A 26,050-nucleotide genomic window follows, 5' to 3' on the forward strand; every position below is an offset into this window, starting at 1 on the left:
CACTATATATTCTTTATACAGTAGCTGCCGTGTATAGCAAAAGGCCAGTATTAACAGTAGCTAATACTAAAGTCCCAGCGCCTATTAGTGTATTACAAACACTCAAACGATAGTTCTTTTTATTTCGCTTAATAGACAGCTGTGTTGCAGCCTGATCAGCCTCCCATCGAGCATCATCAAGTTCACCACCGTGCTCTCTACGCTCATCTTCTTTTTGTAAAAACTCTGTTTGCTTTTCAAAAAATTCCTTCTGAGCGACAAGCATCTTTGCCTGTGCAGCAGCAATTGCATCAGCTGTGTTATTGGAATTTTTTTTCATATTATTACTAAATACATCAAATCCTAATTTAGCTATTTCACTTGCTTTTTTAGGATCTTTTTCTAAAATATCAACCCCAACCATATTTCGAAAATGGTCTTTAGTAAAACCTCCAACCTCTATTTCTGCAAAATCTCCCTCTATTCCAGACTGAGTCGAATCAGTGCGAGCTAAAAAACTGCTGAAACTTCTTTCTTCAACGCTTTTATTATTATTCATCCCAAAAGCAACAGAACTCAACACACACAATGACAAAACAAAAAAAATAGATTTTTTCATACTTTTTCTCCCGTAAAATAGTTAATAAGTGCAAACAGATATTACCTATTTATAGTAACGGAGTAGTTCAATAAAAAACAAGCATTATGTAAATAATTGCTTTTTAACAAGATGGATCACCTGCTTGCGTCATAAATAATGACATAAGCAACATTCCTAAATTTACTAATGCAACAACAACAGCGAGCCCTCCACCCGAAACAGCAGTTATTAACTTGCATTTTAATCGTTTATTCGCTCTTCGCTCTTCGCTTGCTATATCAGCCAAGATAATACTACCCATAGCAGCCGTCTGCTTCTCTAGCGCAAGTTGCGCTTGTGCGTATGCTAATTGTTCTTTACTGTTTTTGTTTTTTTTACCTTTTTTTGCTTGCCAATTCTCATTTCCTGCTACCACAAGCTGATTATATTTTTGCTGATCTAATAAATATAAACCCTCGATTCTGTCTTTCACGTCTTGCTTTATACCCCCTTTTTTAAACATTGTTTTTACTTGATCAGGAAAACTATCGTAAACCTTATTTGTAAAAATTTTTCCGTACTCATCCATATCTGCATCAAACTCGGTCATAGAAACCTCAACACCACTATCCTTACTAACGATCTCTTCCATTGCTATTATAAAAATAGGCATTAAAACAAAAAAATACACAATAAACAACATAAAAATACACTTCATATTCTCTCTCCCTCAAAAAAAGAACACATCATATATGAACAAAGTTAAAAATTTTTACCGTTTTTCTTTTCCATTTAACCAATTAAATGCTAATGTACTTATTCATATCACTTCCCAATCGTAGGAATTTAATTTTGGTATATGATACTTAATCAATTTTACTGAAAACAATAAATTTAAACGAATAGTAATGAAGTACTTAATATTTTTTTTACTAATATTTTTTTTTAACATACAAATACACACAATAAAAAATTACAAACATCTTGTATATAAAAAAAAGATACTACAAAGCCCCGATCAACTCATTATTCATACATTAGAGATAAACCCTCAATGTTATGACATAGTATTACATCGTGCACAACATGGTGCCGAATCTGTGTATCAGATGGCACAAGAAACTGGTGCAATAGCTGCCATTAATGGTGGCATATTCCGATTTCTCGGTACATTCAAAAATACCCCATTAGGACTACTTGTTATAGATAGAATAATACACACCGATTTACAATTTTTACGTGGGACTATTGCATGGAATAATAATGGCACACCGCCAACAATTGCACCAATTAACATTGCATGGCATCTCAATATCAACGGACAACTATTACCGATTGATCGTATTAATCAACCACGTGCTGATAATGAAGCAATTGTGTATACATCAGAATTTAAACCAACAACCTTGACTAACAATAACGGTATTGAAATTACTATTGAAAATAACAACGTTTTCTCTATTAAAACCGAATCTGGCAATAACAAGATTCCAAAAAGTGGATTTGTTTATTCTGTTGGTATAGATACTTATACTTTTTCTTCTTTAAAGAATATTAATGTTGGTGATCATGTTAATCTGTTTTATGATATACAAGTGGATGGCATATTAAAAAAAAAATATTCACCATTTCAATATATGCTGAGTGGGTCAGGATTACTTATCTATAACAATACATGTTCAACAAAAGAACAATTACACAAAGAGTTATTAGAGGGAAGCTCAATTTTTTATGGAGACCATCCACATATACCAGATTATCACAATACAAAAAATCGTACATGGTTAATTGAACAAAAACATCCTCGTACAGCCGTTGGCGTCAAAAAAAATGGTAACTGGCTTTTTATTGTTGTGGAAGGTAATCGTACTACATGCAATACAAAAAATAGCGGTATAACTCTGCCTGATTTAGCACACCTTATGCAGTCACTAAAATGCATATATGCACTTAATCTTGATGGTGGTAGCTCATCTACCTTATATTACAATGGAGCTGTACAAAATAAGTTATCGAGAAGTTTTTTAGCGCCTCAAAATCCGATACATCAAAACGGCCGATCAGTTACTGATGCATTTTTAATTTTTCCAAAACATTTTAAAAAAAATTCCATACTTATTGATAACTGATAACCTCTATATTGATTTATCGATAAGCCGCTGTAACACTCCACTATCATTATCAGAAATATATGGAATGTATGCCCATAGGCCACGGGTATATCCCATTATCACCTTGTCAAGACCACTTTTTACAACTTTGTACAAAATAAAGCCTACAGATACACCAATTAGGCAAGATTTTACTGGATTATTTTTTGTCCACCGTAAGATGCGACATAATATGTTTTTTTGTGATTGAATCTTTTCAGAAGATGCATTTTCAATACTTTCTTTTCTATGAGAACTATTACTATGTCTGTATTCTTCAAATTTATATTGTCTTTTAATATGAACATATACATTCAAAGTTTCATTATCATCACGTAAAGAAAGTGTTATCAAAAAAAACCCTATTCCTTTATCTACAGTAACCATCCATTTACTATCTTCCCGTCTGACTAATGGAGCATTGCTGTCACCTATACAGCTAATAACAATACCATCACCGCTAGCCCCTAATCTTTTAATAGTACACGTCTTTTCATTTGGAGTAACTGTTACTGTATAAAGCTTTGCTACACCAGGAGAATATTTCACCTCTGCAATATACATAGCCTGTAGATTTCCTGCTGCAACAAGCAGGCAAAAGACAGAAACAAGAAATAGAATCTTCTTCATTACATAACCTCCAGATAACCAAAATTATACAACCTGCAACTAAAGCATATAATATATTGTACCAAAATTTTTCCATTTGTCAATAGGCCGATTGGTCTAAAAGTACAGCCAAGAGAGGCTTTTGATGAATAATTTAGAGAATGTTATCCTGAAAAATATAGTATTAGTAAACGTATTTAGGCATAAGAGTAAAATGTGGGTACTTATTTACCTACACCATACGTATTGAGACTAAAAAAGAAGGATTTTGAACCATGTTTGACTATATAAAAAATAATCTCTTAGTGCTGCTTTTGATCGGCTTTTTGGGCATAACAAGCTCTATATCGCCGGTGGCAGACACAGAAAAAAGGTATGATAACGCAATTGTCATGTTTTATACATCATCATGCCCCTACTGCAAGTATATGCTACCAGTTATGAGCCAAATTCAGCGTGAATATGGCAATAAAATTAACATTATCTTTATTGAAATCAGTCGTAATCAAACTTTTTATAAAACAGAATATGGTTTTAGAACTGTGCCAACAATTATTTACTTCAAAGATGGAAAAGAAATGGCACGACATGGTAGTAACAATAAAACGGTTACTGTTACTTTTATAAAAAATAACATTGCTGCCATCTGGGGAATTTGACAACGTAATAATTCTCTTATTACACTCCTTGTGGTTTTGCAAAACATTATTTGTTTCAGAACGTAACAACCAAAACTATAAGGAGTTTTTTAATGGCACACCAAAAACCTTCGTATATTTTATTATTCGCTTTTCTTTTGAGCATAGGCTCGACTTTTTTATCTGCAAAAGTAGCCGAATCCTCGCAAAGAGCATCACTCCATATTAATTCAGTTGGCATCGGTACTCCTGACCCTTTTTATTGTGATTCATATGGGCATTGCCATTACTATGGCCCTGAAAAACCCCCAAAAACAATATTGGGCAATACAGCTGTTGCAGTAATGGGTGGAACTATGACATGCATGGGTGCACTTTTTGCAACTATTGGTATTTTTTTAATAAAACAAGCACTTTTTAATAATGAAACATATGAAAATGCTCCAGAAATTCAACGAATTTTGGATGGCTTTGGCGGTAGTTTATTTAGCAGTTTTGGCATTGTTTTTGCATTAATTGGTGCTGATACCATTAAAAAAAGTCTATCTCGTTTATATAAATTATGGCATAATTTACCATTACCAGAAGATGAAATAAAAAAATCTTAAATATGTAACATCATATTTCATCCCTTCTAATTTACTTTTTCATCTTTTACAAGTACACTCATTCGTAATTTTCGCCAATTTTTAATATACACAAATTTACAAGGGGTGATGTTTATGAAAAAGAGTTTTGTATTGCCATTAATACTTGGATTCAGTTTAAGTTGTGCACCAGCAAGTTTTGTGCAAGCTGGTGAAAACAATGGACCACTTAAAAACACAGTAAAAGCCATCGGTGGGGGAATGTTGACTCTTGTGTCAATACCTATTCTTAGTATTGGATTGGCATCAGCAATTGGCACATTACCTAGTCCTTTGGGCTCTGATACCACTCAAGATTTTTATTCGGCAACACTATGTGGGGTTATTGGACTACCTATGAATCTCATCGGTGATAATTTGATAGTAGACGGAGTAAAGGGCCTTTATCACAACATAAAAAATCGTGTCAAAAGAGTACAACAAAAACAAGAAATATTACCACCAACAGGAAGTATGTCTATAAGTAGAGACAATAATCAGGAAAAAAGTATACTAACAAAAAAACAAGCAATGGGAGCAAGAATAATATCAGCCACTTTCGAACTACCAGAAAATCCAATACAAAGAAAACCACATTCATTGCTCATACATAAAAGAGTAAAACATCCAATTACAGTTAATACTAAGAGAATTGTTGATCACAACGAAAACATTCTTGAGCACCTTGGCCTTGATCAAAATTAACAGAAAATCATTTACTTTAGATAATAACTAAAAAAACGGCAGGCTAACGCAGCCTGCCGTTTTTTTAGTTATTATTCGATATAATTCATTATAGAATCACTTGCCACTTGGCCAAAGAGCTATGACAAAACAGAATATATCACTCCCATTCAAGTGAACTTGCCGACTGATACTCTGTAACTCGAGTTTCAAAAAAGTTCTTTTCTTTGTTTAGATCAGTTGCCTGAGACATCCATGGTAATGGATTTTCTTTGCCATATACCTTTGGCAAATCAATACGCTCCAAACGACGATCCGCAATATATTCTACATAATTAGCAAATTGTTGCGCATTGATACCAAGCACCCCTTTTGGACAAGCATCAAATGCATACTGCTTTTCCAAAATGACAGATTTCTTAATCAAGTGTACAATCTCTTGTTGAAAATCAACAGTCCAAATTTCTGGATTTTCGGCTTTAATAGTATTTATTAAATCACACCCAAATGCTAAGTGAATACTCTCATCTCGCATGATATACTCAAATTGCTCTCCGACACCAACCAATTTATTTTGACGCTTTAATGCAAGCATCATAGCAAAGCCAGCATAAAAGAAAATACCCTCCATGATGACGTAATAACCAATTAAATCATGCACAAACTTTTGTATGTTATCTAGTGTGTCTGTAGTGAATGTTGGATCAAACAACGATGTTGTTAATGCAACAACAAAATCATCTTTTTCTTTAATCGATGGTATTGTTTCATACATGGTATAAATTTCATCTGGATCCAACCCGAATGAATCGCAACAATAAATAAATGTGTCGGTATGTACCGCTTCTTCATATGCTTGACGCAATAAATACTGACGACACTCCGGATTGGTTACATGCTTATATACAGCAAGTACCAAATTATTTGCAGTTAGCGATTCTGCTGTTGAGAAAAAACCCATGTTCCATAATACCATACGACGTTCTGATTCACTCAACACATTATTTGATTTCCATTGCTCAATATCTTTTTGCATAGAAACTTCTTCTGGTGTCCAGTTATTTGCCACACCATTTTTATAATGTTGACGCGCCCACAAATAGCGCATTGGTAAAATTTTATTTGGATCTACAGTTGAATTATTAATAATTCCTTGTTTTGTCATTATTGCTTCCTCATTATTGACAGACATCACATTCTTGATTTTCAATACTGCACGCCTGAACACCTTCAGTAATATCATCATCACTATCAAGTTCACCTCCGACAGAATCACTCAATACTGATGCATTACCGGTGACCATCGTTACCGAAGCAGCCGCTCGTTCGATATCAACAGTCATACCATTCTGACTCACGCGCACGTCAACCGCTTCGCCAACGACACTACTAAAACTATTTCTAGTACCATCATTTTCCACTGTAGTTATATGAGTTCTTTGCATCTTTTTTACACTTGCATCTAAAGTGGTGGTAGTAGTTGTATACTCCCGTTTTTGCGTAAAGCCAAATTTTTTAGCATCAAGTGTCGATTTTTCAATCTGACTTGCACCAAGTGTACGTAAATAATAGGTAGTTTTAAGACCTTTTTTCCACGCACGAATGTAGATATCATGTAATTTTTTACCCGATACACCTCTCATGAATACATTGTGCGATTGGCTTTGGTCTAACCAACGGCCACGTGCTGCAGAAATATCAATCATCCACTCTGGATCAAGCTCAAATGATTCTTTATATTTATGTTTAATATGATCAGGAATACTCTCAATCATCTGCACACTACCATCATAATATTTGAGTTGATCAAGCATATCTCGATTCCACAAATTAAGATTTTTAAGATCTTCTATTAAATATTTATTAACAACAGTAAACTCACCACTCATATTCGCCTTAACATACAGATTTTTGTAAATTGGCTCTATACATGGAAAACAACCAGAAATATTGGCAATAGTCGCTGTTGGTGCAATAGCCATACAGTTAGCGTTGCGCATGCCATACTGTTTGATATGATCACGGACAACATCCCAATCCAAACGCTCGTCTCGTGGCACATCTATATACGTACCACGCTCTTGCTCAAGTAATGCAATAGTATCATTAGGTAAAATACCACGATCCCATTTGGAACCTTTATATGATTGATATGAGCCACGCTCTCTTGCCAATTGAGATGAGGCTAAAATTGCATAGTACGATATTTTCTCTGAAACTTCATCAGCAAACTGTAATGCTTGTAGCGAATCAAACGTAATATCAAGTTTATATAATGCATCTTGCAAACCCATTTGCCCCAATCCAACAGGACGATGTTTAAAGTTTGCATTTTCTGCTTCTTTAGTTGGATAAAAATTAATATCAATTACATTATCAAGCATACGCATTGCTGTTGTTACTGTTTTTGCAAGCATTATATCATCTAATTTGCCATCGATAATGTGTAAGCCTAAGTTTACTGATCCTAAGTTACATACGGCAGTTTCATCTGCTGATGTATTAAGCGTAATTTCTGTACATAAATTAGAACTATGCACTACCCCAACATGGTCTTGTGGTGAACGAACATTACATGGATCTTTAAACGTAAGCCACGGATGCCCTGTTTCAAATAATCTACTGAGCATTTTTCGCCACAATTTTTTTGCATCAATCACTTTAAAAAGTTCAATCTCACCATTTTGTGTTTTTTGTTCATACTCTGTATATCTTTTTTCAAATGCTTTACCATAAATATGATGCAAATCTGGTACATCGTGCGGTGAAAAGAGTGTCCATGTACCACCTTCAATAACCCGCCTGATAAATAAATCAGGAATCCAGTTTGCGGTGTTAATATCATGTGTACGGCGTCGTTCGTCACCAGTATTTCGTCGTAAATCAAGAAAATCTTCAACTTCTAAATGCCACGTCTCCAAATATACTACAGCTGCAGAACGCCGCTTACCACTTCTATTAATTGCTGCTGTTGTATCATTAGCAATACGCAAAAAAGGAATTACTCCTTGGCTTTCCACCTTGATACTTTCTATATTTGCACCAACAGCACGAATATTTGTCCAATCATTTGATAACCCACCAGACCACTTTGAAAGCTGTGCATTATCACCAATACATTTAAAAATATGCTTTAAATCATCTTCTACTGTTGTTAAATAGCATGAGCTGAGTTGTGGCCGCTTAAGTGCTGCATGTAACAAGGTTGGCGTACTTGGTACATAACGCATAGTAGACATCAAATTATAAAATTCGATAGTTTTTTCTATTTTGTTTTTCTCTTGTAAACAAAGCCCCATGGCAACACGCATCCAAAAAATTTGCGGCAATTCAAGATACGTGTCCTCATATTTTACAAAATAGCGCTCATATAGCGTTCGCAAGCCCATATATTCAAAAAGTTCATCGCGCTCAATACACAGATTGTCTGCCAATATTTCTATATCAAACTCTTTCAAACGTTGATCAAACAAATTATACTGTAACCCTTTGTTAATCGCATTAATAAATGCTTTCTTATACTCTTGCTTATAGTTACAACGTGTAATAGAAAAACGAGTAACTTCCTTGAAAAGTTTTTTGCGCAAGCAACGTGTTGCTACATAACCATATGCTGGATCCCGTTCAATAAATGCAGTAGCAGCAAGAAAAAGGGCTTGATTTAATTCTGTAGGCGTAATGCCATCGTAAATAGTGCGAGACATCTCTTTTATAATTAAATTAATAGAAACTGCATCCTCATAGCCACGTGATGCCCACACAACCGATTCCCGCATACGTACCGGATCAAATGGCACACGAGTTTTATCCTGAAGGGTAACATGCAATGCATCGGTTAATGTACTAAAAATAGGATGCTGCCCTGTTAATCCATACTTGCTTTGCTGCGTTCTGTCCATTACTCTTCCTTTCCATTTATGATTAATAAAAGTCGACACAAGCCCATAGCCATATCTCAGCGTCCTTTCTAGAACATGATATAGTTCTTCATCTCAAAACAATGCGCGTTTTGAGAGCATAAATAATTGTAAAATTATTACTAATATAAAAAAACGTATAAACTGATAGTGTATCACACTTTAGCGTGTTAAGTTTTGAGAATCAAATATTTTCTTAAATTTTTTTCTTCAAAATATATTCTTAAATTTTTATTTATCTAAGAGCTTTTTGTAATTCACCCTGTAATTTAAAAATAAGATGGACTCATCTTGGCAGTAACAGCATTGGCACTGGATTTATATCGAACATATCGAACGGGATAAATAGGAATAAGTAAATAAGACACAGTCTAATTCAAACTAAACATCTATCAGAAATTTTCTATATATTGACAAAACTTTCGCCTCATATGATAAACTGCTGATAATGTAAGTATTATATAGAATTCTATAAGGAGTGTATGATGAGTAAATTCTTGAAACCAAAATCAACCATCTTATTTATACTTCCCCCTCTTTTTTTTCTGTTTCAGACCAAAGCTCGTTTTATTGAAATACAGAATGAGAAACAATTTAATAAAGACGTAATGGAAAACAAACAGCCAACACTTGTTCAGTTTTCTGCCGATTGGTGCGGTGTATGCCAAACGGTGAAAAAACCTTTCGAAAGTGTAGCTAAAGATCCCGATTTCAAGAATGTTACCTTTGCGCGAGTAAATATAGACAAAAACATGAGCTTAAGTAAAAAACACGAAATTACGGGCGTACCAACTTTTTTATATATCAATAAAGGCAAAAAAATTAAAAATGAAATTGGGGTAAAAAATATTGATCAATTTCAAGATTCATTACGCTCAACAGTACGTACTACATTCAACCTTACACAAGTTGATGTTGCACAGAGCATGGATGATATGATGCAAAGTGAAGAAATGCCTCAAGCAGAAAACATGATGCAAGAATCTCAAGAACAAATGCCTCAAGAAATGGATGATGATATGTATGAGATGGCCGATGAAACAATGAGTGAGCCAAAAGAAGAACAAGAAGAAGTTGGTATTATAGAACAAATGCAAGATACCGTGAAAGATGTGCAAGAAACAACAGAAGAAGCAAATGGCTTTGTTAACTCGATTAAAAATATAATCATGGGTATTATTAATGCTATTACGGGATCAATAAAAGCAATAATTGAGATTATAAAGGGACTATTTGGTCGCTAACCAACAATGGGTCGTGGTTTATATAAATACGATGGCTGTGCGCGCTGAGCAAAGGCACGTACACCATTTTTTGTCTCTTGTATAAGTTGTGAAAAAGATGTACAAGTATTCGTATCTTGGCTAAATAGTGTTCGTACCTTTTTGATACCAATGGCCTTATCAAATTCACGAGAAAAATGTATTGTCACACCATTGTTTTTGAAAAATTGAATTACGGAAATAAAAACATCAAAAGAGCGTACTCTGTTAATATCCGGTATGGAAAGACGCAGGCCACTGTAATGCTTTTTTTTACGTGAGCTAAAATAACGATAAAATGTTGAATCAATACCAGATCTTTTTAATTGTGTACTTAGGATCTCCCATTTTTCTTGCCCAAAGGCAAGTTCATCGTCAAGTAAAATGCACTGAAACGCTTTATCAGTTCCAATAGCAACATCAAACGGCCTGACCTCTGCAAGTAACCCTAAAAAACTATAACCCCTACATGAACCAATATTTTGCACATTTGGTGACAAACCAGCAATCAACATCCGCATACAACTACTTCTTGTATAATACTTCATCGGAACAACCAGCAACCGAACTGGTTTTTCAAGAACAAACCGATTAAAATAACGAGCAAGCTCGCCAACCGTCATACCATGCCTGAGAGGAATTGCGGCCGCAGAGATAAATGAAATTAAATCTGACTCAACAACTGGCCCTTCCATACGCGCACCCAGTGGATTGGGACGATCAAAAACCACAACTGATTTATTATGCTGTTCGGCCATTTTCAATAATTCAAGTAACGTAGAAATATAGGTATAGTGCCGCATACCAATATCTTGAATGTCGAAGATAAACAAATCAATTTCTTTTACTATTGCTAGATCAAAATTTTTACCCGTATATTTTCCATACAAACTAATAACTGGCAATTTTGTTTTTGCATCAACTGTGTCAGTCACTTCTTTTTCCATAGTAATCGTACCTTGGATACCATGCTCTGGTGCAAAAATATAAGTCAGCGGTATCCCTCGCTCAAGGAGTAAATCTATATTTCGATTACCTACTTGATCAATACCTGTTTGATTAGTAATTAAACCAACAGACTTAATACCTTTTTTTCTTAATTGGTAAGCAAAATTGTTTGGTATATTTTCTAATCCTAGTTTAAATGAGCAGTTTTTTTGAGCATGTAAAAATATAATTCCTGTTGCAATGCAAAATACAATACACTTTTTCATACCATCACCACCTTAGGTAACGGTTGGTATAAAAATGAACTACTCGCCTTATTAAAAAACAATTTTAGCTCTTTATTAACAGTATACTCAAAAATATTTTTCTCAATTTTTCCTTCCAAAAATTCACGTACTTGTGTCCCACCTAATGCGGTATCAAAGTTTTCCGAAAATGAAAGTGTAATACCTGTATCTTTAAAAAATTGCAATATTGTAAGCAATGTATTGAATGAAGAAAATTGATCAATATTAGAAATACATAATCGCAAGCCAGAGCAGTATTGCTTTTTACGCTGACTAAAATACCGATAGAATGTACTTTCTACTCCCAGCTTTTTCAATACGACCTGCAGTTCATACCATTTTTTTTTGGAAAAATTGAGCGATTCAGGTAATAAAATACATTGAAATGCTTTATCAGTACCAATACCAATATCAAATGGTACAACCTCACCTATTAATCCCAAAAAGCTGTATCCATAGCATGAATCGAGTGTCGCAATATTAGGAGAAAGTTGGCACGGTAAATTTCCTGCCCATGCATGACGATCATAATTACTCATAGGAACCACATGCAATTGTGCTGGACTACTAACTACTTGATTATTCAAATAACGTGCAATCTCACCAACAGTCATGCCGTATCTCACCGGAATTGGTATGTTTGTTTGCTCATCACCATGCGCAAGAATAGTACCCTCCATAGAGGCACCCAATAAGTTTGGACGATCCAATACAACTAATAATTTATTGTAAGATGCGGCTGCTTTAATAGTATGTAAAAGTGTATCAATATAACTATAATGCCGCATGCCCGCATCTTGAATATCAAATATAAGCACATCTATATCATCCAATAACTGCCTATCAAGAACCTTATGTTGTTTTTTGTCATATAAACTAATTACAGGAATGGTTGTATTTTGCATATTACAACAGCTAAATCCATGTTCTGGAGTAAAAATTTTTGTAACCAACAATCCTTTACTGCGTAAAACATCAATATTAGAGCAACCTTTTTGATCTTTTCCTGTTTGGTTGGTAATCAAACCAATAGAGCAAGAATGATCTTGCGTACCAGTTAGATCTTTTAAAAAAGAAGAAGTAATATTTTCAAGACCAAGTTTAAATCGTAACTCATCATCAACGGTTAGCTTTTGTCTCGTGACTTGATACAAAAAAATTCTGGGAAGAAACAACGCAAAAAGAAAAAGAAAAAACACTTTTAAGACCGCACAAATAGAATCAATTACACGCACTGCCCCCCGAATCATTACTCGCTCCTTTATAGATCATACGTACCTTTTTATAAACCTCATACTACTCCTACCGCAATACATAATTTAATGGTAGCAAGCATGAATATACAGTATCAAGAAATTTCTAATAAAAATTTTTAAAAACAAAAAATTATAAAAATAGAATATTGGAGCATAAAAAAGTTTTTTAATTTCTAACTAACACTCAAAATAATTTGAGTATTTTCATACAAAATATATTATTTTTGTTTACGAACTATTTTTTAACGCTGCGTTTTATACAGCTTACTGAAATTTCCAGTTTTCCTAATGGAACATTTTCGCTCCAATTATAACCACTGCCCTTTATTTGATAACTAATAGAAAAAACGTCTTGGAGTATTAACTTTCACAATTTTTGCTAGCATGTAATACATCTAGGGCAATTAAGAACTATCACCAAAAACTTTCATACATATTAGTAAAGCACACAAAAATAAGCCAAACAACCAGTCAAGAAATAACCAAAGATCTATTTACAGCAAAATAAGCAATAAAGAAACCACAGACATTAACTTAATCAAAATATTAAGCGCTGGTCCAGATGTATCTTTAAACGGATCTCCAACAGTATCACCAATAACTGCTGCTTTATGCGCATCAGAGCCTTTACCGCCAAAATGCCCTGATTCAATATATTTTTTTGCGTTATCCCATGCACCACCACCATTTGCCATCATAAGTGCAAGTAATACACCCGCAACAGTTGCTCCAACAAGCATACCACCTAGTGCCGCTTTTCCTAATGCAAAAAACACTAACACTGGAACAGTAATGGTCATAATGCCAGGAATCATCATTTCGCGAAGTGATGCATGTGTACTAATTGCAATACAGCGCTCATAATCAGGTAATTGTGTACCTTTCATAATACCAGGCATTTCTTTAAATTGTCTGCGTACTTCCATAACCATCTGTAGTGCAGCTTTACCAACAGAACGCATAGTATTAGCAGAAATCACAAATGGCATTACACCACCGATAAATACGCCAACCAATACAAATGGATCGGTAACATCTAACATATCCAATCCTGCTTGTTTTGCATATGCATTAAACATCGCAAGAGCTGTCAATAATGCAGAACCAGTCGCAAATCCTTTACCCATTGCGGCAGTTGTATTGCCAAGCGAATCAAGTTTATCGGTAATATTCCTTACCGACTCACCAAAACCTGCCATCTCTGCAATACCACCAGCATTATCCGCAATTGGACCATAAGCATCAACCGTCATAGTAATACCTACCGTTGCCAACATAGAAATTGCGGCAATAGAGACACCAAACAATCCGCCACCATACACAAATGCCAGCAATACCAATGCCGATAAAATAATAATGGGCTCACGTGTTGATTGCATACCAATAGAAAGACCATAAATTAAGTTTGTTGCTGCGCCAGACTGTGAACTTTCGGCAATATCTCTAATAGGTTTTTTTGCCGTATAATATTCTGTAACTAATCCAATAACCACACCTGCAACACACCCAAGAACAACAGAAATAAAGAGTGGCGTTCCCAATCCTAAATAAGAAATATAACTATACGCACCAGCCATAAACAATCCAATAGAAATGTATGTCGCATTATGTAACATTTTTGCCGGTTCATGACGTAAAAACAAATTAGAAAATAAACCAATAATCGAGCTAAACATACCAATAACTGCAAGCATAATCGGCAATGTAGCATAGCCCAAGTTAGTACCATACGCTGCAAGCGCTAAAATAGCAGAAGAAACCATTGCACCAACATATGATTCATAAATATCAGCGCCCATACCAGCAGTATCACCAACACAATCACCAACATTATCTGCAATAACAGCTGGATTACGAGGGTCATCTTCTGGAATACCAGCCTCTACTTTACCAACTAAATCAGCACCAACATCAGCCGCTTTAGTATAAATACCACCGCCAACACGTGCAAAAAATGCAATTAAACTTGCACCCAAACTAAAACTGGTCAAAAAATTTATAAACATCGGATGATCAAAAAAGAAATAAAAAATAGTGCCAAGTCCGATCAAACCACAACTTGCCACAGCAAAACCCATCACACCACCACCAAAAAATGATACTAAAAAAGCCGCATGCTCACCTTTTTCCTTGGCTGCAAGCGTGGTACGTACATTCGCATCAGTTGCGGCACGCATACCAACAAAGCCACAACCCATAGAAAGAAGTGCACCAAATATAAAAAACATCGCAGCGTAAGGAGACATAAACCAGCCGATCAAGCCCGCAACCACTGCAGACACAATAGCAATAATTTTATATTCTTCTGCCAAGAATGTCATCGCACCTGCACGAATAGCATTAGCTATACTACGAGCTTTTTCATGATCAACTTTTTGTGCGCGAATACGAGCTAATAGAAATGCAACGATAGCAAAACCAAGTGTTGAAGCACCAACGACTGCACCAAAAAAATGAATCATTTCCATTTTGATTACCTTATACCTATTTCGGCTGAAAAATTTTTATACAACAATAATGGGTGATAACAACCAGTGCGACACCCTGATTATGGTACTTGCGCGAGATTTTTTTGTCAAAATTCATGGGATTATTTTATAATCCGAACACCTATTATTTATAGTTATCCGTATTTTTCTCATTCTTAAAGCACGATGTGAAACCTCTAATTAAATATCAACGTAATGATAGTACAACTTTCTTATCACTAAAATAATGAAATGTTGCACCAATAATTTGATATTCATCTGGTCCCTTGCCGAGCACTGCAATTACAGAGCCAGAATGCGATAATCTATAAGCAATTGTAATTGCTATCTCTCTGTCTAATTCGCATATAACCCTTTTTTGAGGAGAAATCCCTACCAAAATATCATTTAAAATCGCTTGTGGATCTTCTGTGCGTGGATTATCAGACGTTAATACCAATATATCTGCATACTGTGAAGCAATACACCCCATCATTGGCCGTTTTGTTTTATCTTTATTTCCACCAGCACCAAACACCACGATTAAATGATTGGTAATTTTTTTTAGTAAAGAAAGTACTGCTTGATACGAACTGGGATTATGTGCATAGTCAATAAAACACAGAGCACCATTTGGTAATTGATATCGATCCAATCTTCCTGGCAATGGTTTAAATGATTGTAATGCTCGCTGTATTGATTCTGGTGATACACCTAAACTAGTTGCCATACTACTGGCTGCTAAACAATTATAAATATTAAATTGTCCTATGATGTACGGACACTCAAAGCGATATTGTTTATTCGCTTTTAAATGATTTGATTTGAACACAAAAGTTAAAAATGGATATATTTCATAGTCATACGCACAGAAAAAAGCGTCTCTTTTGTGCAAAGAGTAAGTATAAATCACTGTATTGCTAAACACATAATCATTCAACCACTCATCATCGGCATTAATTAACACCGGCGTATTACTTTTAATTTGCTCAAAAATCAAGCATTTTGCAGCAAAATACTCCTCCATTGAAGCGTAAAATTCTGCATGCTCTTGTGCAAAATTGGTAAAAATAATACCATCAAATTCTATCGTCGCAACACGATGTAATGAAAGCGCTTGAGCAGCAACTTCCATTACCACATATTCAACACCGTTTTTTACACACAACATAAAAAATTGATGTAAATAATCCGGTTGATGTGTTGTTAGCTCCGCCTTAAAATCAGTATCAAGAATTTTATTTTTAATAGTGCTCAACAGTGCTGTTTTGTAACCGGCTGTTTTGAGCATATGCTCTAATAAAAATGATGTCGTTGTTTTACCTTTTGTCCCAGTAATACCAATAATTTTTACCAATCGTGATGGATAACCAGCTGCCTGTGCACTAAGCTGAGCTAACGTCAAACGAGCATTTTCAACTTGAGTTAACACTGCATTATTTTTTTTAATAAGCCAAATCAACTCACCTGACAACTCAACATCTTGCTGTACAACAATGTTTATAGCCCCTCTTGTAAGCGCTCGAGCAATATAGTCAATGCCATTTTGCTTTTCACCCTTGATAGCTATAAATGTAGAACCTGGCCCCACATAATTCGTATGGCCAGTTACAGGAAATGTTTTTGGAAAAATAATGTTATCTTTTTTCACTATGATATGCTGCAATGCCTCTAACAATTAATGGAAGTAACATAACAATACCAAATAAATTTACAATTAATAATAGTACATTTGTAATATCAGTTAACTTCCAAAGCATATCAACTTTAAGCAATGCACCCATAAAAGCAAACAGACAATATAAAACAGTAAATATTCGTTGCCCCTTGCCACCAGTTAAATAAAGCCACACGGCACGAGTAATATATGCATACGTTACCAATACACCCATACCAAATGTAGTAGACAAAAAAGTAACCAACCAGCCACCAAACCAACTAAACGTAGAATTATATGCAGCAACAGTAAGTGCAGTACTCGTCAACCCGCTATTCCACACACCACTGGCAATAATACACATAGCTACCAAGAAACAAACAGTCGTGCTGATAAATACACCAAGCATAGAACCAATACTATCTGCAATCGGTTCTTTACTCTCTGAACCACCATATACAATGGCAGCAGTACCAATTCCTGCTTCAGTAGCAAAAACTACAGCATTTATACCCGCACGCATAGCCTGTTGAATCGTAAATCCCATAAGTCCACCTGCAACAGCTACTGGAGAAAATGCACTTTTTACAATTAGCTGCAACGCAGAAACCAGGGACTGGTGGTGATATGCTAGAATAGTAAGACTTGAAACAAAAAATACTACCACTTTTACTGGTACAATACGCATAGAGGCTTGAATGATGCGAGAAGCACCACCCAAAACAATATATGCAACAAACACAGTCAACATCACAGCATTGATCCAGGCAGGAATACCCCATGTAGTAGAGACACTCAAACCAATGGTATTTGTTTGGATCGCACTGCCACCAATAAAACCAAAAAAAACGCAAAAAAGTGCATAAATATAGGCCAAATATCTACCGCCAATAACATGATGTAAATATACCATCGGACCACCAAGAATAGCACCACCCATTTTCTTAGGGCCAAAATAAGTTGTCAAATAAATTTCAGCAAAACGCATTGCCATCAGCAGCAAACCAACAATAACTATCCAAAATACAGCGCCCGGACCACCAACTGCGATTGCCACTGCAACACCACCAATACTTCCATTTCCAATTGCAGAATTTAAACTATTCATAAAAGCTTGAAACGGTGTCATATCAGCATCAGTAGATTTTTCTTGAGATATTGAGGGTGTAAATGTATTTTTTATCGATGTAAAAAAATTTGTAATTTGAATACACTTAAAAGCAACAGTACACAAGGCACTGATTGCTATCACATACATAATCAATGGCCAACCCATCAACAATTCAAGCACCTGATCAATAAACACAGAAATACCCACTGCGCCTCCAGGAATAAAAAGTTAAAAATATACTTTTTTTATTTTAGCACTATATTAAATTATATGAAGACTTTAGCCCTTGACATAGGGGATTCCTGGACAGGTATTGCAATTTCTGATTCACTCGGCATGTTTGCCAAACCTTACACAACTATAGCAACACACAACTTACTACAAAAAATTACTGAAATACTTTCAGAACAATCAATTGGCACGATTGTTGTTGGCTATCCAAAAACAATGCGCGGTACTGAGAGCAAGCAAACTCAAAAAATTGTTGCCTTAAAGCAGAAGCTCGAAACAGCGATTTCGTCAGTAAAATGGCTTTTATGGGACGAGCGACTAAGCAGTAAGCGAGCACAAAAAATCAAAAAAACTCGAACTAAAGAAGAAAAAATTAAATCTCACGCAATTGCGGCATCGTTTATTTTAGACAGTTATTTGACACATCTCAGTATCCGTAAAAATACCTAAAAATAAGCATTTTTTAGCAACAAAACTGTTGACATTTGCAAGTTGAACATAGTATGTTTTTAAAAAAGAGATAGTGAAGCAAAGGGGAAGCAATGAAGTGCAAAAAGTGCGGAGGGTTGATGGTCCTTCAGTCTTTTTTTGACCATTTTCTTAATTTTGACGGCTGGAAATGTCTCAATTGTGGAAAAATCGTCTTAAAAAAGGAAAAAACCATCGAATTTGATGCATTTAGTATTTTTTATCAACAACAGAAATGTAAAAACAATAACTAGACACATATGGCATCATTTTTAGCAATAAACAGTACGTATCAACATGTTCAAATCGCCCTCTATAATGATGACTCTCTCATTGCGCAACATCAAGAACATAAGTATAGGGCGAGTAAAAATCTTATCCCTTTGATCGATTCATTACTACTGGGTAACAATCTGAAATTAGCTGATATTAACTTCATTTGTATTAATAAAGGCCCTGGCCCGTTTACAACGCTCCGTACAGTAATTACCACAATCAATGGAATTAGTTTTGCTGCAGGCACACCCCTAATTGGTATTAATTGTCTTGATGCTTTTTTGCAAGAATATAAAAACCCTGATTATCCACATACCGTTATTTTGTTAAATGCGTTTGGGCAAGACGTGTATTTTGCAACAGACAAACATCAAGGCTATAAAAATATTGACTTGATATTGCAGGAGCTCAAAAAAATTTTTGGTAGTAATCCTATTCGTTTTTTAGGAAATGGAACCGAACTTCATCAAGAAAATATTAAAGATATACTTAATGCCCAAGCGATTATTCCCTCTCCATTACCACTACATTGCTCAATAGAACAAATCGCTTCTATGGCATTACAAAAATGGATACAACAAGAAGATATTATGTACCAAATCATGCCGCTTTATATCAAAGAGCAGCAATTTAGTTAAAGAACAACATAACAAAAAATAACTATAATCTACTCACGCGCACCATATTCACGAAGCAATAAATCAATTTTGCCAAATTGATTGCGCACGGCAATTTGCAACGCAGAGCCAACAGCCGGATCAGGAATCATATTAACTGCTCTTATCATAGCCTTTTTATTTTTGCTGCGCTGCTTGATAGCATTTAAAATGGCTTTTACTACATCATAATTATTTAACTCTGTTGCACGAATAAGTGATGTATATCTATTTTTATAAACATAGTTAATATCTGCACCAACATCCACCAAAAATAGAACAAACTGGGCACTGTTGTTATTATTCACCGCTTGCCATAGCAACTCGGTTGCCTGTTCTGGTGCCAACAACAAACCATAATCATACAAGCGAACAAATTCCTGAAACTTATTATATTTTATAATATATAGCAATGTTTCTTTTGAAAGCTCATCGAGCAATTCCTTTTTATGTATTTGCGCCCACTCAAGCAATGCAGGCACCACTCGCTGATAATCACTTTTTGCTGCAATAAATAAAATTGGTGCACCGCCAACATACAGATCTTTATTTTTTGCAATAAGATCAAAAAATAGCGCTTGCTCTTTTAACTGATTTGGGTACTGCAATGCAAGTGCAAAGATTAATTCTAGTTCATCATTTCGTGTTAACGTAGATTGCTCGTCTTGAATAATCTCCTGCACAATTGCCTGTGCTTTTTCTGGAACAACGTCAGAAAGAGATTCTGCTATTTTTTCTACGCTGCGAGAAGCAATAAGTAATGATAGCTGCCAGAACGCGTCCTTTGGACTAAGTGTACCTAAACCTCCCACATTTTCTTGGTGAGTTTTTTTTATACCGTGCACAATACTGACAACACCAATGAAAATCAATAAACTTCCTAATAAAATATGAATATCTCTAAAGCGACACTTCATATACTCCCCCGTTATTTATTTAATAACATACACAACTTGTTAGCTACAACAGATGATTTTAGTGTATCTCAGGGAAATCTTTAGATTCAATACATTATCGATCTTACTGCTCCTGCCAATAGACCAATTGCTTGACGAGCTCGCAAAACAGTAGGCGTTAGTTTGCAAAAAATAAATCTATGCTCCTTAAGATATTCTTTTTCTTGAGCAGTTATGTCTCCTTCTGGACCAATAAAAAGAATAATTTCTTTTGGCTGCTTGTTTTTCAGATTTTCCATAGTATCAAAAAATGATTGGCCGATCGGATCTGCAAAAATATTAGTTGAATCTTTTATAAGAGCTGTAGAAAAGAAATTAAAAAAGCACATAGGCTTCTGTAAACGCGCAAAAGTATAACACTTAGATTGCTCTGCAGCAGCAATCATAATTTTTATAAGCCGATCATATTCTTTTTGCTCACCCCATATGCGTTGCACTTTTTCAGTAATCATTAATTGAACATTTGCTACACCAACAGCAGTAACATCATAAATTGCTTTTTCAAGATCATCTTTTTTGAGAAGTGGCAATAAAACGGTAACATTAGGACCCACTATTGTGTTTTCTTTTTTTTCAATTAACTGCGCAATACATTTTTTTTTATCAACTTCCTGAAGTTCAACACACGCATACACAAATCGATCAAACAAAATAAGACGGTTGCCTTTTTTGAGGCGTAAAACAGATACTATTCTACTGCATAACGCCTTATCATCAAGCACAGTAGCACCATTGATCGCTAAGGACTCATAAAAAATAGATAATGTTGGGTAATATAAGCTAAATATATGTTTAAAGTTGCTCATAATGCTGACTGCCGACAGGAATATATTCACGTCGCAATGCTTTTGATTTTAACCAACGAACCCAATTACGCACATACACATAAAACGTAACATAGTGTAAAAAAAGAGGAGTACCAATCCTTCGCAATAGCACCATAAACGGAGATGGTTGTGGTGGTTTGCTAAAATCTATTGTACGACACTCCATTAGTTCATCAATGTCCTCATCAAAAAAATCTCTAAATAACTCATCAGGAGTTTCATGTATCTCAATTGGTACATCACATTCGCGAATACCATCAGTGCTATTCTGAAATTTTGCTTGAACTTCACTAACAACACTCAGGCACATATATAATAACCATAGACGTTTCATCTAATTCCTAAATATTTTTATCTTCATACATTTTAGCATAAATTAGCATCTTATTGTAAGTATGCAATGAACAAAATTTGAGTATACTATAACAAAGTGAAAAGGAGACTATTTTGAGCAATAAAAAACCTGTTTTATTAGTTATCTTGGATGGTTTTGGGTATAGTAGTGAAAAAAAATACAATGCGATTGCTCAAGCACATACACCACATTTAAATAGTTGGTTTTCCACATATCCACATACTGTACTTGATTCATCTGGTAAAGCTGTTGGTTTGCTTGGTGGATATATTGGTAATTCAGAAGTTGGTCATTTAACTATCGGCGCAGGTGCCGTTGTCCCGCAAGCTGTTGCAGTCATTCACTCAGCAATCGATACTGGTTCTTTTTTTAAGAATAAAAAGCTAACAGAAGCTCTTACAAAACTTACCCATTCAAAGAAAATACTTCATATTTTTGGTCTACTTTCTGATGCTGGTGTACACAGCCATATCAAACATCTTTTTGCATATATTAAAGCAGCTCGTGAACACAAGATACAAAAAATAGTCATTCATCCTTTTTTAGATGGGCGCGACACACCACCAAAATCAGGTAAATATTATCTCGAGCAACTTTCAGAATATATAAAAAGTATGTCAAACGTTATCATTGGCTCATTACACGGGCGCTTTTATGCAATGGACCGAGACAATAACTGGAAACGTACTCAAAAGAGCTACCGAGTACTTACTGAGCAAATAGAACCCACATTTGTCCACTGGTCTGAGGTACTTGAGTATTATTACACAAAAAATATAACTGACGAATTTATACCGCCAACATTATTAAGCTCTGATGCAATAATACAAAACGGAGATGGTATACTTTTCTTTAATTTTCGACCCGACCGAGCACGTCAGCTAACAAAAGCATTTATTGATAAACATTTTTCTCATTTTTCAACAAAAAAAATTAATCTTACATTCTTTATTACGCCAGTTGCATACAACAAAAATATCAACACAACAGTACTTTTTGCCAGACAACCATTAAAAAATACACTCAAGCATATACTCAGCAAATCCGGCAAAACTATTTTTACTATTGCAGAAACAGAAAAATATGCACATGTCACGTACTTTTTTAGTGGCGGACAAGAACAGGCACTACCGGGAGAAACACAAGTACTCATTCCATCACTCCCGAAAAAAAACTATGTTGATCATCCTCAGATGTCTGCAGAAAAAATCACTGAGGCTATTGTACACTCGCTTAAAAATGCTCCCACTAATTTCTATTTAATTAACTATGCAAACGCAGACATGGTTGCCCATTCGGGAAATTTGCCAGCAACCATCAAGGCAATTGAATATTTGGACACACAACTAGCTCACCTGTATAAAACCGCTATAGAAAAAATGAATGGCATTATGATTATTACTTCAGATCATGGTAACGCCGAAGTTATGTTTGATAAAAAAACACAACAGCCACGCACTGCACACACAACTAACCCCGTACCGTTTTTATATATAGGGCACGATTATAAAAATATTGATTTATCTAATTTAAGAAAACTTTCTGATATTAAAAATTTTGTTTTAAAAATAATGGAATCACCCAACTAATTTTGTTTATCAAGCAATACTTCAAAATCGAGATAGGTACCGTCAGTCCATACTTGCTTAAAACCAAGTTTTTTATACACCGCTTGAGCAGGTAAATTATCTACACGTGTTATTAACCGAACACGAAATACACCCATTCTTTTAAACTCATCAAGAACATATTGTGCAAGAATTTTTCCATAACCACGCTCTCTAAACTGTTTGCTAACCGCAATAAAAAGTAATTGACCTTTATAAAAGCTTTTTTTGTAATAAGCAACAAAACCTTTAAAACCCTCTTTGTCTCTCATTACTCTGATGTTCAATTTACCAAAATATTCAGGATTATAGTCATTTGGCGATTTTGTTCTAAGCATATGCTCAACGTTAAATTTACTCAAATCAGCCGGTGCATCCTTTTTTGTTTCTGCAATTAACCAATACCAATTGTCTTTCATTAACTGCATAATATCTTGCGCATCACGGTTATAGTCAAAATCAATTATGCTATGTGCATATACATGATTATTTTTTTGATGATAATAATAATAAGAAATACCCCCACCAAGCATAATTGCTACTACTAAAAGAATAGCCTTTATCTGCACCCTCTGTATTTTCATAATTGTCTTTCTCAATATATCCATCTACCCAATCATCATACGGTAACTACAAATATTCAACACTCTTCAAAAACAATCCGCATGCTGGGGCCGTTAGCATCGCATTATTTGGATTTTGTTCATTTAATAACTCTTGCATGTATTGTACCGTCAAATCAAGCCTTGTTGCAACTATAAGACTTGCGCCTACAATACGGCGAATCATGTGCCGTAAAAAACCAGGACCTTTTACTTCGATTCGATAACAATTAAATTCTTTCACGTATTCAAGATTAATGCTATTAATTGTACGCACAGTATTTTCTTTTTCATTTTTCGTACAAAATGACGCGAAATCATGCGTTCCCTGAAAAACTTTCAAGCATTGCCTGAGCTTTTGCATATCAATCTTTTTGCGCACATACCATCCATACCGTGTAGCAAATGGTAACGGTTGATCTGTAAAAAAATTGTACCAGTACGTTTTTTCTGTTTTATTACGATAGGGATGAAAATTATCAGTAACTTCTTCGATAGAAATTATTCGTATACTTTGTGGCAACACATTATTCCAGGCAAATAACATTTTTTGTGTATTTACCTGTATATTAATTTTAAAAACAGCGACTTGACCAAGTGCATGCACACCCGCATCGGTACGCGATGCACCCAATAATCTAATTGATTGGCCAAATACACGCTCAAAAGCATCTTGCATCTCTTGTGCAATCGATTTTTGTAACACTTGTACCTGCCAGCCACAATAATCTGTTCCGTCATATGCAACGATTAGTCTATATTGTTTCATAGATTAAAAGATAATTTTCCACAATTCTTTCAAGGCTAAAATCAAAAAGGCTCTCCGCGCTTAACACACACACATAAATCTTCATGGTTCTATATGAGAATCTGGTTGAAGATATAATGTAGGACCAACAAATCGATTTATCAAATATGAAAAAAAAGAAAAAGCATAACACTACATCCAAATTTAAAACCATATGTTAACAAACGACCCCCTAATATAGTTAAAGATTTACCACTCTTATTGTTCTTCTCAACCTCTAACTGCTTTTCTAAATCATTAGCATACGAAATTAGATTCTCTCTTGTCATAGTATTCAGATTCTTTTTTTCTTTGCAATCTCCTTCTCCACGATGCTTTTTTGTACTATAACCATTCGAAAATGCTGTAGTAAAAGAACCCATTGAACAACTAGCACACAATGTAATGGCTAAAAATATCTTTTTTACATTGAACCCCTACAGAATAACCGTTGGATATAATGGCACATTTAAGAATCTATCCCAAAATTCATAAACACCTTGCCTAGCCCCTATTTTTAGTACAATTCAAAGGTAGAAAATATAACTCAAAGTATAGAATATATCGGTAATTTGGATTACTACCGATATATAGTTTTCAACTTTCTTATTCCATCGAATAAAAATACCTCGCCAGCTATCCAAAGAACTTTAACTAAATAATTTAATGCTATTACTTTAAGAAACTTATCGCAGTTGGAACAACCTTATACAGGATTCCACCACCTAAAACAGCAGCTGCAAACAACGCTCCACAAATCTTCAATTTGCTGCTCTTTTTATTCTTTTCAACCTCTAATTGCTTTTCTAAAAAATTAGCATAAGAAATTAGATTCTCCTTTGTCATAACACTCAGGTTCTTTTTTTCTTTGCAATCACCGTCTCTACGATGCTCTTCCGCACTATGACCATTCGAAAATGCTGTAGTAAAAAAACCCATTGAACAACCAGTAAACAATGTAATGGCTAAAAATATTTTTTTCATAACGAATCCTCAATAAAATTTAATACAAATTATTACGAATGTTTAATATATCAGTAAATGCACGGGTGGCTTAAAAGCCACCGCTTTTCATAGCCCTTCAAAAGTTTATTGATTTTTAATGTACTCCCT

Annotated in this window: 26 protein-coding genes; 9 read left to right on the plus strand and 17 right to left on the minus strand. The window is 34.9% G+C overall.

Features of this window, described 5'->3' with window-relative positions:
• Positions 1–13: 13 nt before the first annotated feature.
• Both KC460_02045 and KC460_02050 read right to left on the minus strand, forming a co-directional pair.
• A complete protein-coding gene (locus KC460_02045; GenBank protein ID MCA9770129.1) occupies positions 14–598 on the minus strand; it encodes a hypothetical protein in 585 nt (194 codons plus the stop codon).
• Between the two features lie 103 nt (positions 599–701).
• A complete protein-coding gene (locus KC460_02050; GenBank protein MCA9770130.1) occupies positions 702–1,277 on the minus strand; it encodes a hypothetical protein in 576 nt (191 codons plus the stop codon).
• 190 nt (positions 1,278–1,467) lie between these two features.
• Here KC460_02050 and KC460_02055 point away from each other — a divergent pair, with 190 nt between their 5' ends.
• Entirely contained in the window at positions 1,468–2,688 is a 1,221-nt protein-coding gene (locus KC460_02055) for a phosphodiester glycosidase family protein (protein MCA9770131.1), read from the plus strand.
• Positions 2,689–2,694: 6 nt separating this feature from the next.
• Here the strand turns inward: KC460_02055 and KC460_02060 are convergent, their stop codons facing one another.
• Positions 2,695–3,339, minus strand: a complete 645-nt coding sequence (locus tag KC460_02060) for a hypothetical protein (protein ID MCA9770132.1) — start codon at positions 3,337–3,339, stop codon at positions 2,695–2,697.
• 254 nt (positions 3,340–3,593) lie between these two features.
• Here KC460_02060 and KC460_02065 point away from each other — a divergent pair, with 254 nt between their 5' ends.
• The 3 genes from KC460_02065 (at position 3,594) to KC460_02075 (ending at position 5,287) form a co-directional block, all read left to right on the plus strand.
• Entirely contained in the window at positions 3,594–3,977 is a 384-nt protein-coding gene (locus KC460_02065) for a thioredoxin family protein (GenBank protein ID MCA9770133.1), read from the plus strand.
• A gap of 92 nt (positions 3,978–4,069) precedes the next feature.
• Positions 4,070–4,564, plus strand: coding sequence for a hypothetical protein (locus tag KC460_02070; GenBank protein ID MCA9770134.1), 495 nt, complete (start codon positions 4,070–4,072; stop codon positions 4,562–4,564).
• 114 nt (positions 4,565–4,678) lie between these two features.
• On the plus strand, positions 4,679–5,287 hold the full coding sequence (locus KC460_02075) for a hypothetical protein (protein MCA9770135.1): 609 nt from the start codon (positions 4,679–4,681) through the stop codon (positions 5,285–5,287).
• A 139-nt stretch (positions 5,288–5,426) separates the two neighbouring features.
• Here the strand turns inward: KC460_02075 and KC460_02080 are convergent, their stop codons facing one another.
• Positions 5,427–6,431, minus strand: coding sequence for a ribonucleotide-diphosphate reductase subunit beta (locus KC460_02080; GenBank protein ID MCA9770136.1), 1,005 nt, complete (start codon positions 6,429–6,431; stop codon positions 5,427–5,429).
• A gap of 13 nt (positions 6,432–6,444) precedes the next feature.
• A complete protein-coding gene (locus tag KC460_02085; protein MCA9770137.1) occupies positions 6,445–9,165 on the minus strand; it encodes a ribonucleoside-diphosphate reductase subunit alpha in 2,721 nt (906 codons plus the stop codon).
• 503 nt (positions 9,166–9,668) lie between these two features.
• Between KC460_02085 and KC460_02090 the strand changes: the two genes are divergently transcribed.
• On the plus strand, positions 9,669–10,427 hold the full coding sequence (locus tag KC460_02090; GenBank protein ID MCA9770138.1) for a thioredoxin fold domain-containing protein: 759 nt from the start codon (positions 9,669–9,671) through the stop codon (positions 10,425–10,427).
• On the opposite strand, the gene KC460_02095 is transcribed toward KC460_02090, so the two are convergent.
• The 5 genes from KC460_02095 to KC460_02115 form a co-directional block, all read right to left on the minus strand.
• The gene (locus tag KC460_02095; protein ID MCA9770139.1) at positions 10,424–11,659 is read right to left on the minus strand and encodes a DUF1343 domain-containing protein; all 1,236 of its coding nucleotides are present in this window, start codon (positions 11,657–11,659) and stop codon (positions 10,424–10,426) included. The two genes, KC460_02090 and KC460_02095, sit on opposite strands and share 4 nt — an antisense overlap.
• The gene (locus KC460_02100) at positions 11,656–12,930 is read right to left on the minus strand and encodes a DUF1343 domain-containing protein (GenBank protein MCA9770140.1); all 1,275 of its coding nucleotides are present in this window, start codon (positions 12,928–12,930) and stop codon (positions 11,656–11,658) included. Before KC460_02100 ends, KC460_02095 begins: the two co-directional genes overlap by 4 nt.
• A gap of 500 nt (positions 12,931–13,430) precedes the next feature.
• A complete protein-coding gene (locus KC460_02105; protein ID MCA9770141.1) occupies positions 13,431–15,404 on the minus strand; it encodes a sodium-translocating pyrophosphatase in 1,974 nt (657 codons plus the stop codon).
• A gap of 208 nt (positions 15,405–15,612) precedes the next feature.
• The gene (locus tag KC460_02110; protein ID MCA9770142.1) at positions 15,613–17,055 is read right to left on the minus strand and encodes a UDP-N-acetylmuramoyl-L-alanyl-D-glutamate--2,6-diaminopimelate ligase; all 1,443 of its coding nucleotides are present in this window, start codon (positions 17,053–17,055) and stop codon (positions 15,613–15,615) included.
• Positions 17,042–18,379 (minus strand): sodium:alanine symporter family protein, encoded by a 1,338-nt coding sequence (locus KC460_02115; GenBank protein ID MCA9770143.1) that lies wholly within the window; start codon positions 18,377–18,379, stop codon positions 17,042–17,044. The genes KC460_02110 and KC460_02115 overlap by 14 nt, the downstream gene beginning before the upstream one ends.
• Before the next feature lie 63 nt (positions 18,380–18,442).
• Between KC460_02115 and ruvX the strand changes: the two genes are divergently transcribed.
• The 3 genes from ruvX (at position 18,443) to tsaB (ending at position 19,785) form a co-directional block, all read left to right on the plus strand.
• Positions 18,443–18,853: a Holliday junction resolvase RuvX gene (gene ruvX / locus KC460_02120; GenBank protein MCA9770144.1), complete on the plus strand. Its 411-nt coding sequence runs from the start codon at positions 18,443–18,445 to the stop codon at positions 18,851–18,853.
• A 92-nt stretch (positions 18,854–18,945) separates the two neighbouring features.
• Positions 18,946–19,125, plus strand: coding sequence for a hypothetical protein (locus tag KC460_02125; GenBank protein ID MCA9770145.1), 180 nt, complete (start codon positions 18,946–18,948; stop codon positions 19,123–19,125).
• Positions 19,126–19,131: 6 nt separating this feature from the next.
• Complete coding sequence (gene tsaB, locus KC460_02130) at positions 19,132–19,785, plus strand: tRNA (adenosine(37)-N6)-threonylcarbamoyltransferase complex dimerization subunit type 1 TsaB (GenBank protein MCA9770146.1); 654 nt, start codon at positions 19,132–19,134, stop codon at positions 19,783–19,785.
• A gap of 29 nt (positions 19,786–19,814) precedes the next feature.
• Here the strand turns inward: tsaB and KC460_02135 are convergent, their stop codons facing one another.
• From KC460_02135 to KC460_02145, 3 genes are all read right to left on the minus strand, one after another.
• Positions 19,815–20,720 carry an ankyrin repeat domain-containing protein gene (locus tag KC460_02135; GenBank protein MCA9770147.1) on the minus strand — a complete coding sequence of 302 codons (906 nt, stop codon included), beginning with the start codon at positions 20,718–20,720 and terminating at the stop codon, positions 19,815–19,817.
• 86 nt (positions 20,721–20,806) lie between these two features.
• Positions 20,807–21,565 carry an RsmE family RNA methyltransferase gene (locus tag KC460_02140; GenBank protein MCA9770148.1) on the minus strand — a complete coding sequence of 253 codons (759 nt, stop codon included), beginning with the start codon at positions 21,563–21,565 and terminating at the stop codon, positions 20,807–20,809.
• Positions 21,552–21,920, minus strand: a complete 369-nt coding sequence (locus tag KC460_02145; protein ID MCA9770149.1) for a hypothetical protein — start codon at positions 21,918–21,920, stop codon at positions 21,552–21,554. Before KC460_02145 ends, KC460_02140 begins: the two co-directional genes overlap by 14 nt.
• A gap of 113 nt (positions 21,921–22,033) precedes the next feature.
• Between KC460_02145 and gpmI the strand changes: the two genes are divergently transcribed.
• Positions 22,034–23,530 (plus strand): 2,3-bisphosphoglycerate-independent phosphoglycerate mutase, encoded by a 1,497-nt coding sequence (gene gpmI, locus KC460_02150; GenBank protein ID MCA9770150.1) that lies wholly within the window; start codon positions 22,034–22,036, stop codon positions 23,528–23,530.
• Here the strand turns inward: gpmI and KC460_02155 are convergent.
• The 4 genes from KC460_02155 to KC460_02170 form a co-directional block, all read right to left on the minus strand.
• Complete coding sequence (locus KC460_02155) at positions 23,527–24,132, minus strand: N-acetyltransferase (GenBank protein ID MCA9770151.1); 606 nt, start codon at positions 24,130–24,132, stop codon at positions 23,527–23,529. The genes gpmI and KC460_02155 overlap by 4 nt on opposite strands.
• 46 nt (positions 24,133–24,178) lie before the next feature.
• The gene (gene truA / locus KC460_02160) at positions 24,179–24,919 is read right to left on the minus strand and encodes a tRNA pseudouridine(38-40) synthase TruA (GenBank protein ID MCA9770152.1); all 741 of its coding nucleotides are present in this window, start codon (positions 24,917–24,919) and stop codon (positions 24,179–24,181) included.
• Between the two features lie 140 nt (positions 24,920–25,059).
• Complete coding sequence (locus tag KC460_02165; GenBank protein ID MCA9770153.1) at positions 25,060–25,320, minus strand: hypothetical protein; 261 nt, start codon at positions 25,318–25,320, stop codon at positions 25,060–25,062.
• Between the two features lie 289 nt (positions 25,321–25,609).
• Positions 25,610–25,921, minus strand: a complete 312-nt coding sequence (locus tag KC460_02170; protein MCA9770154.1) for a hypothetical protein — start codon at positions 25,919–25,921, stop codon at positions 25,610–25,612.
• Positions 25,922–26,050 lie beyond the last annotated feature (129 nt).

Source organism: Candidatus Dependentiae bacterium, assembly GCA_020431705.1.
In the GTDB taxonomy this organism is placed as follows: Bacteria; Babelota; Babeliae; order Babelales; family Vermiphilaceae; genus JAGQHQ01.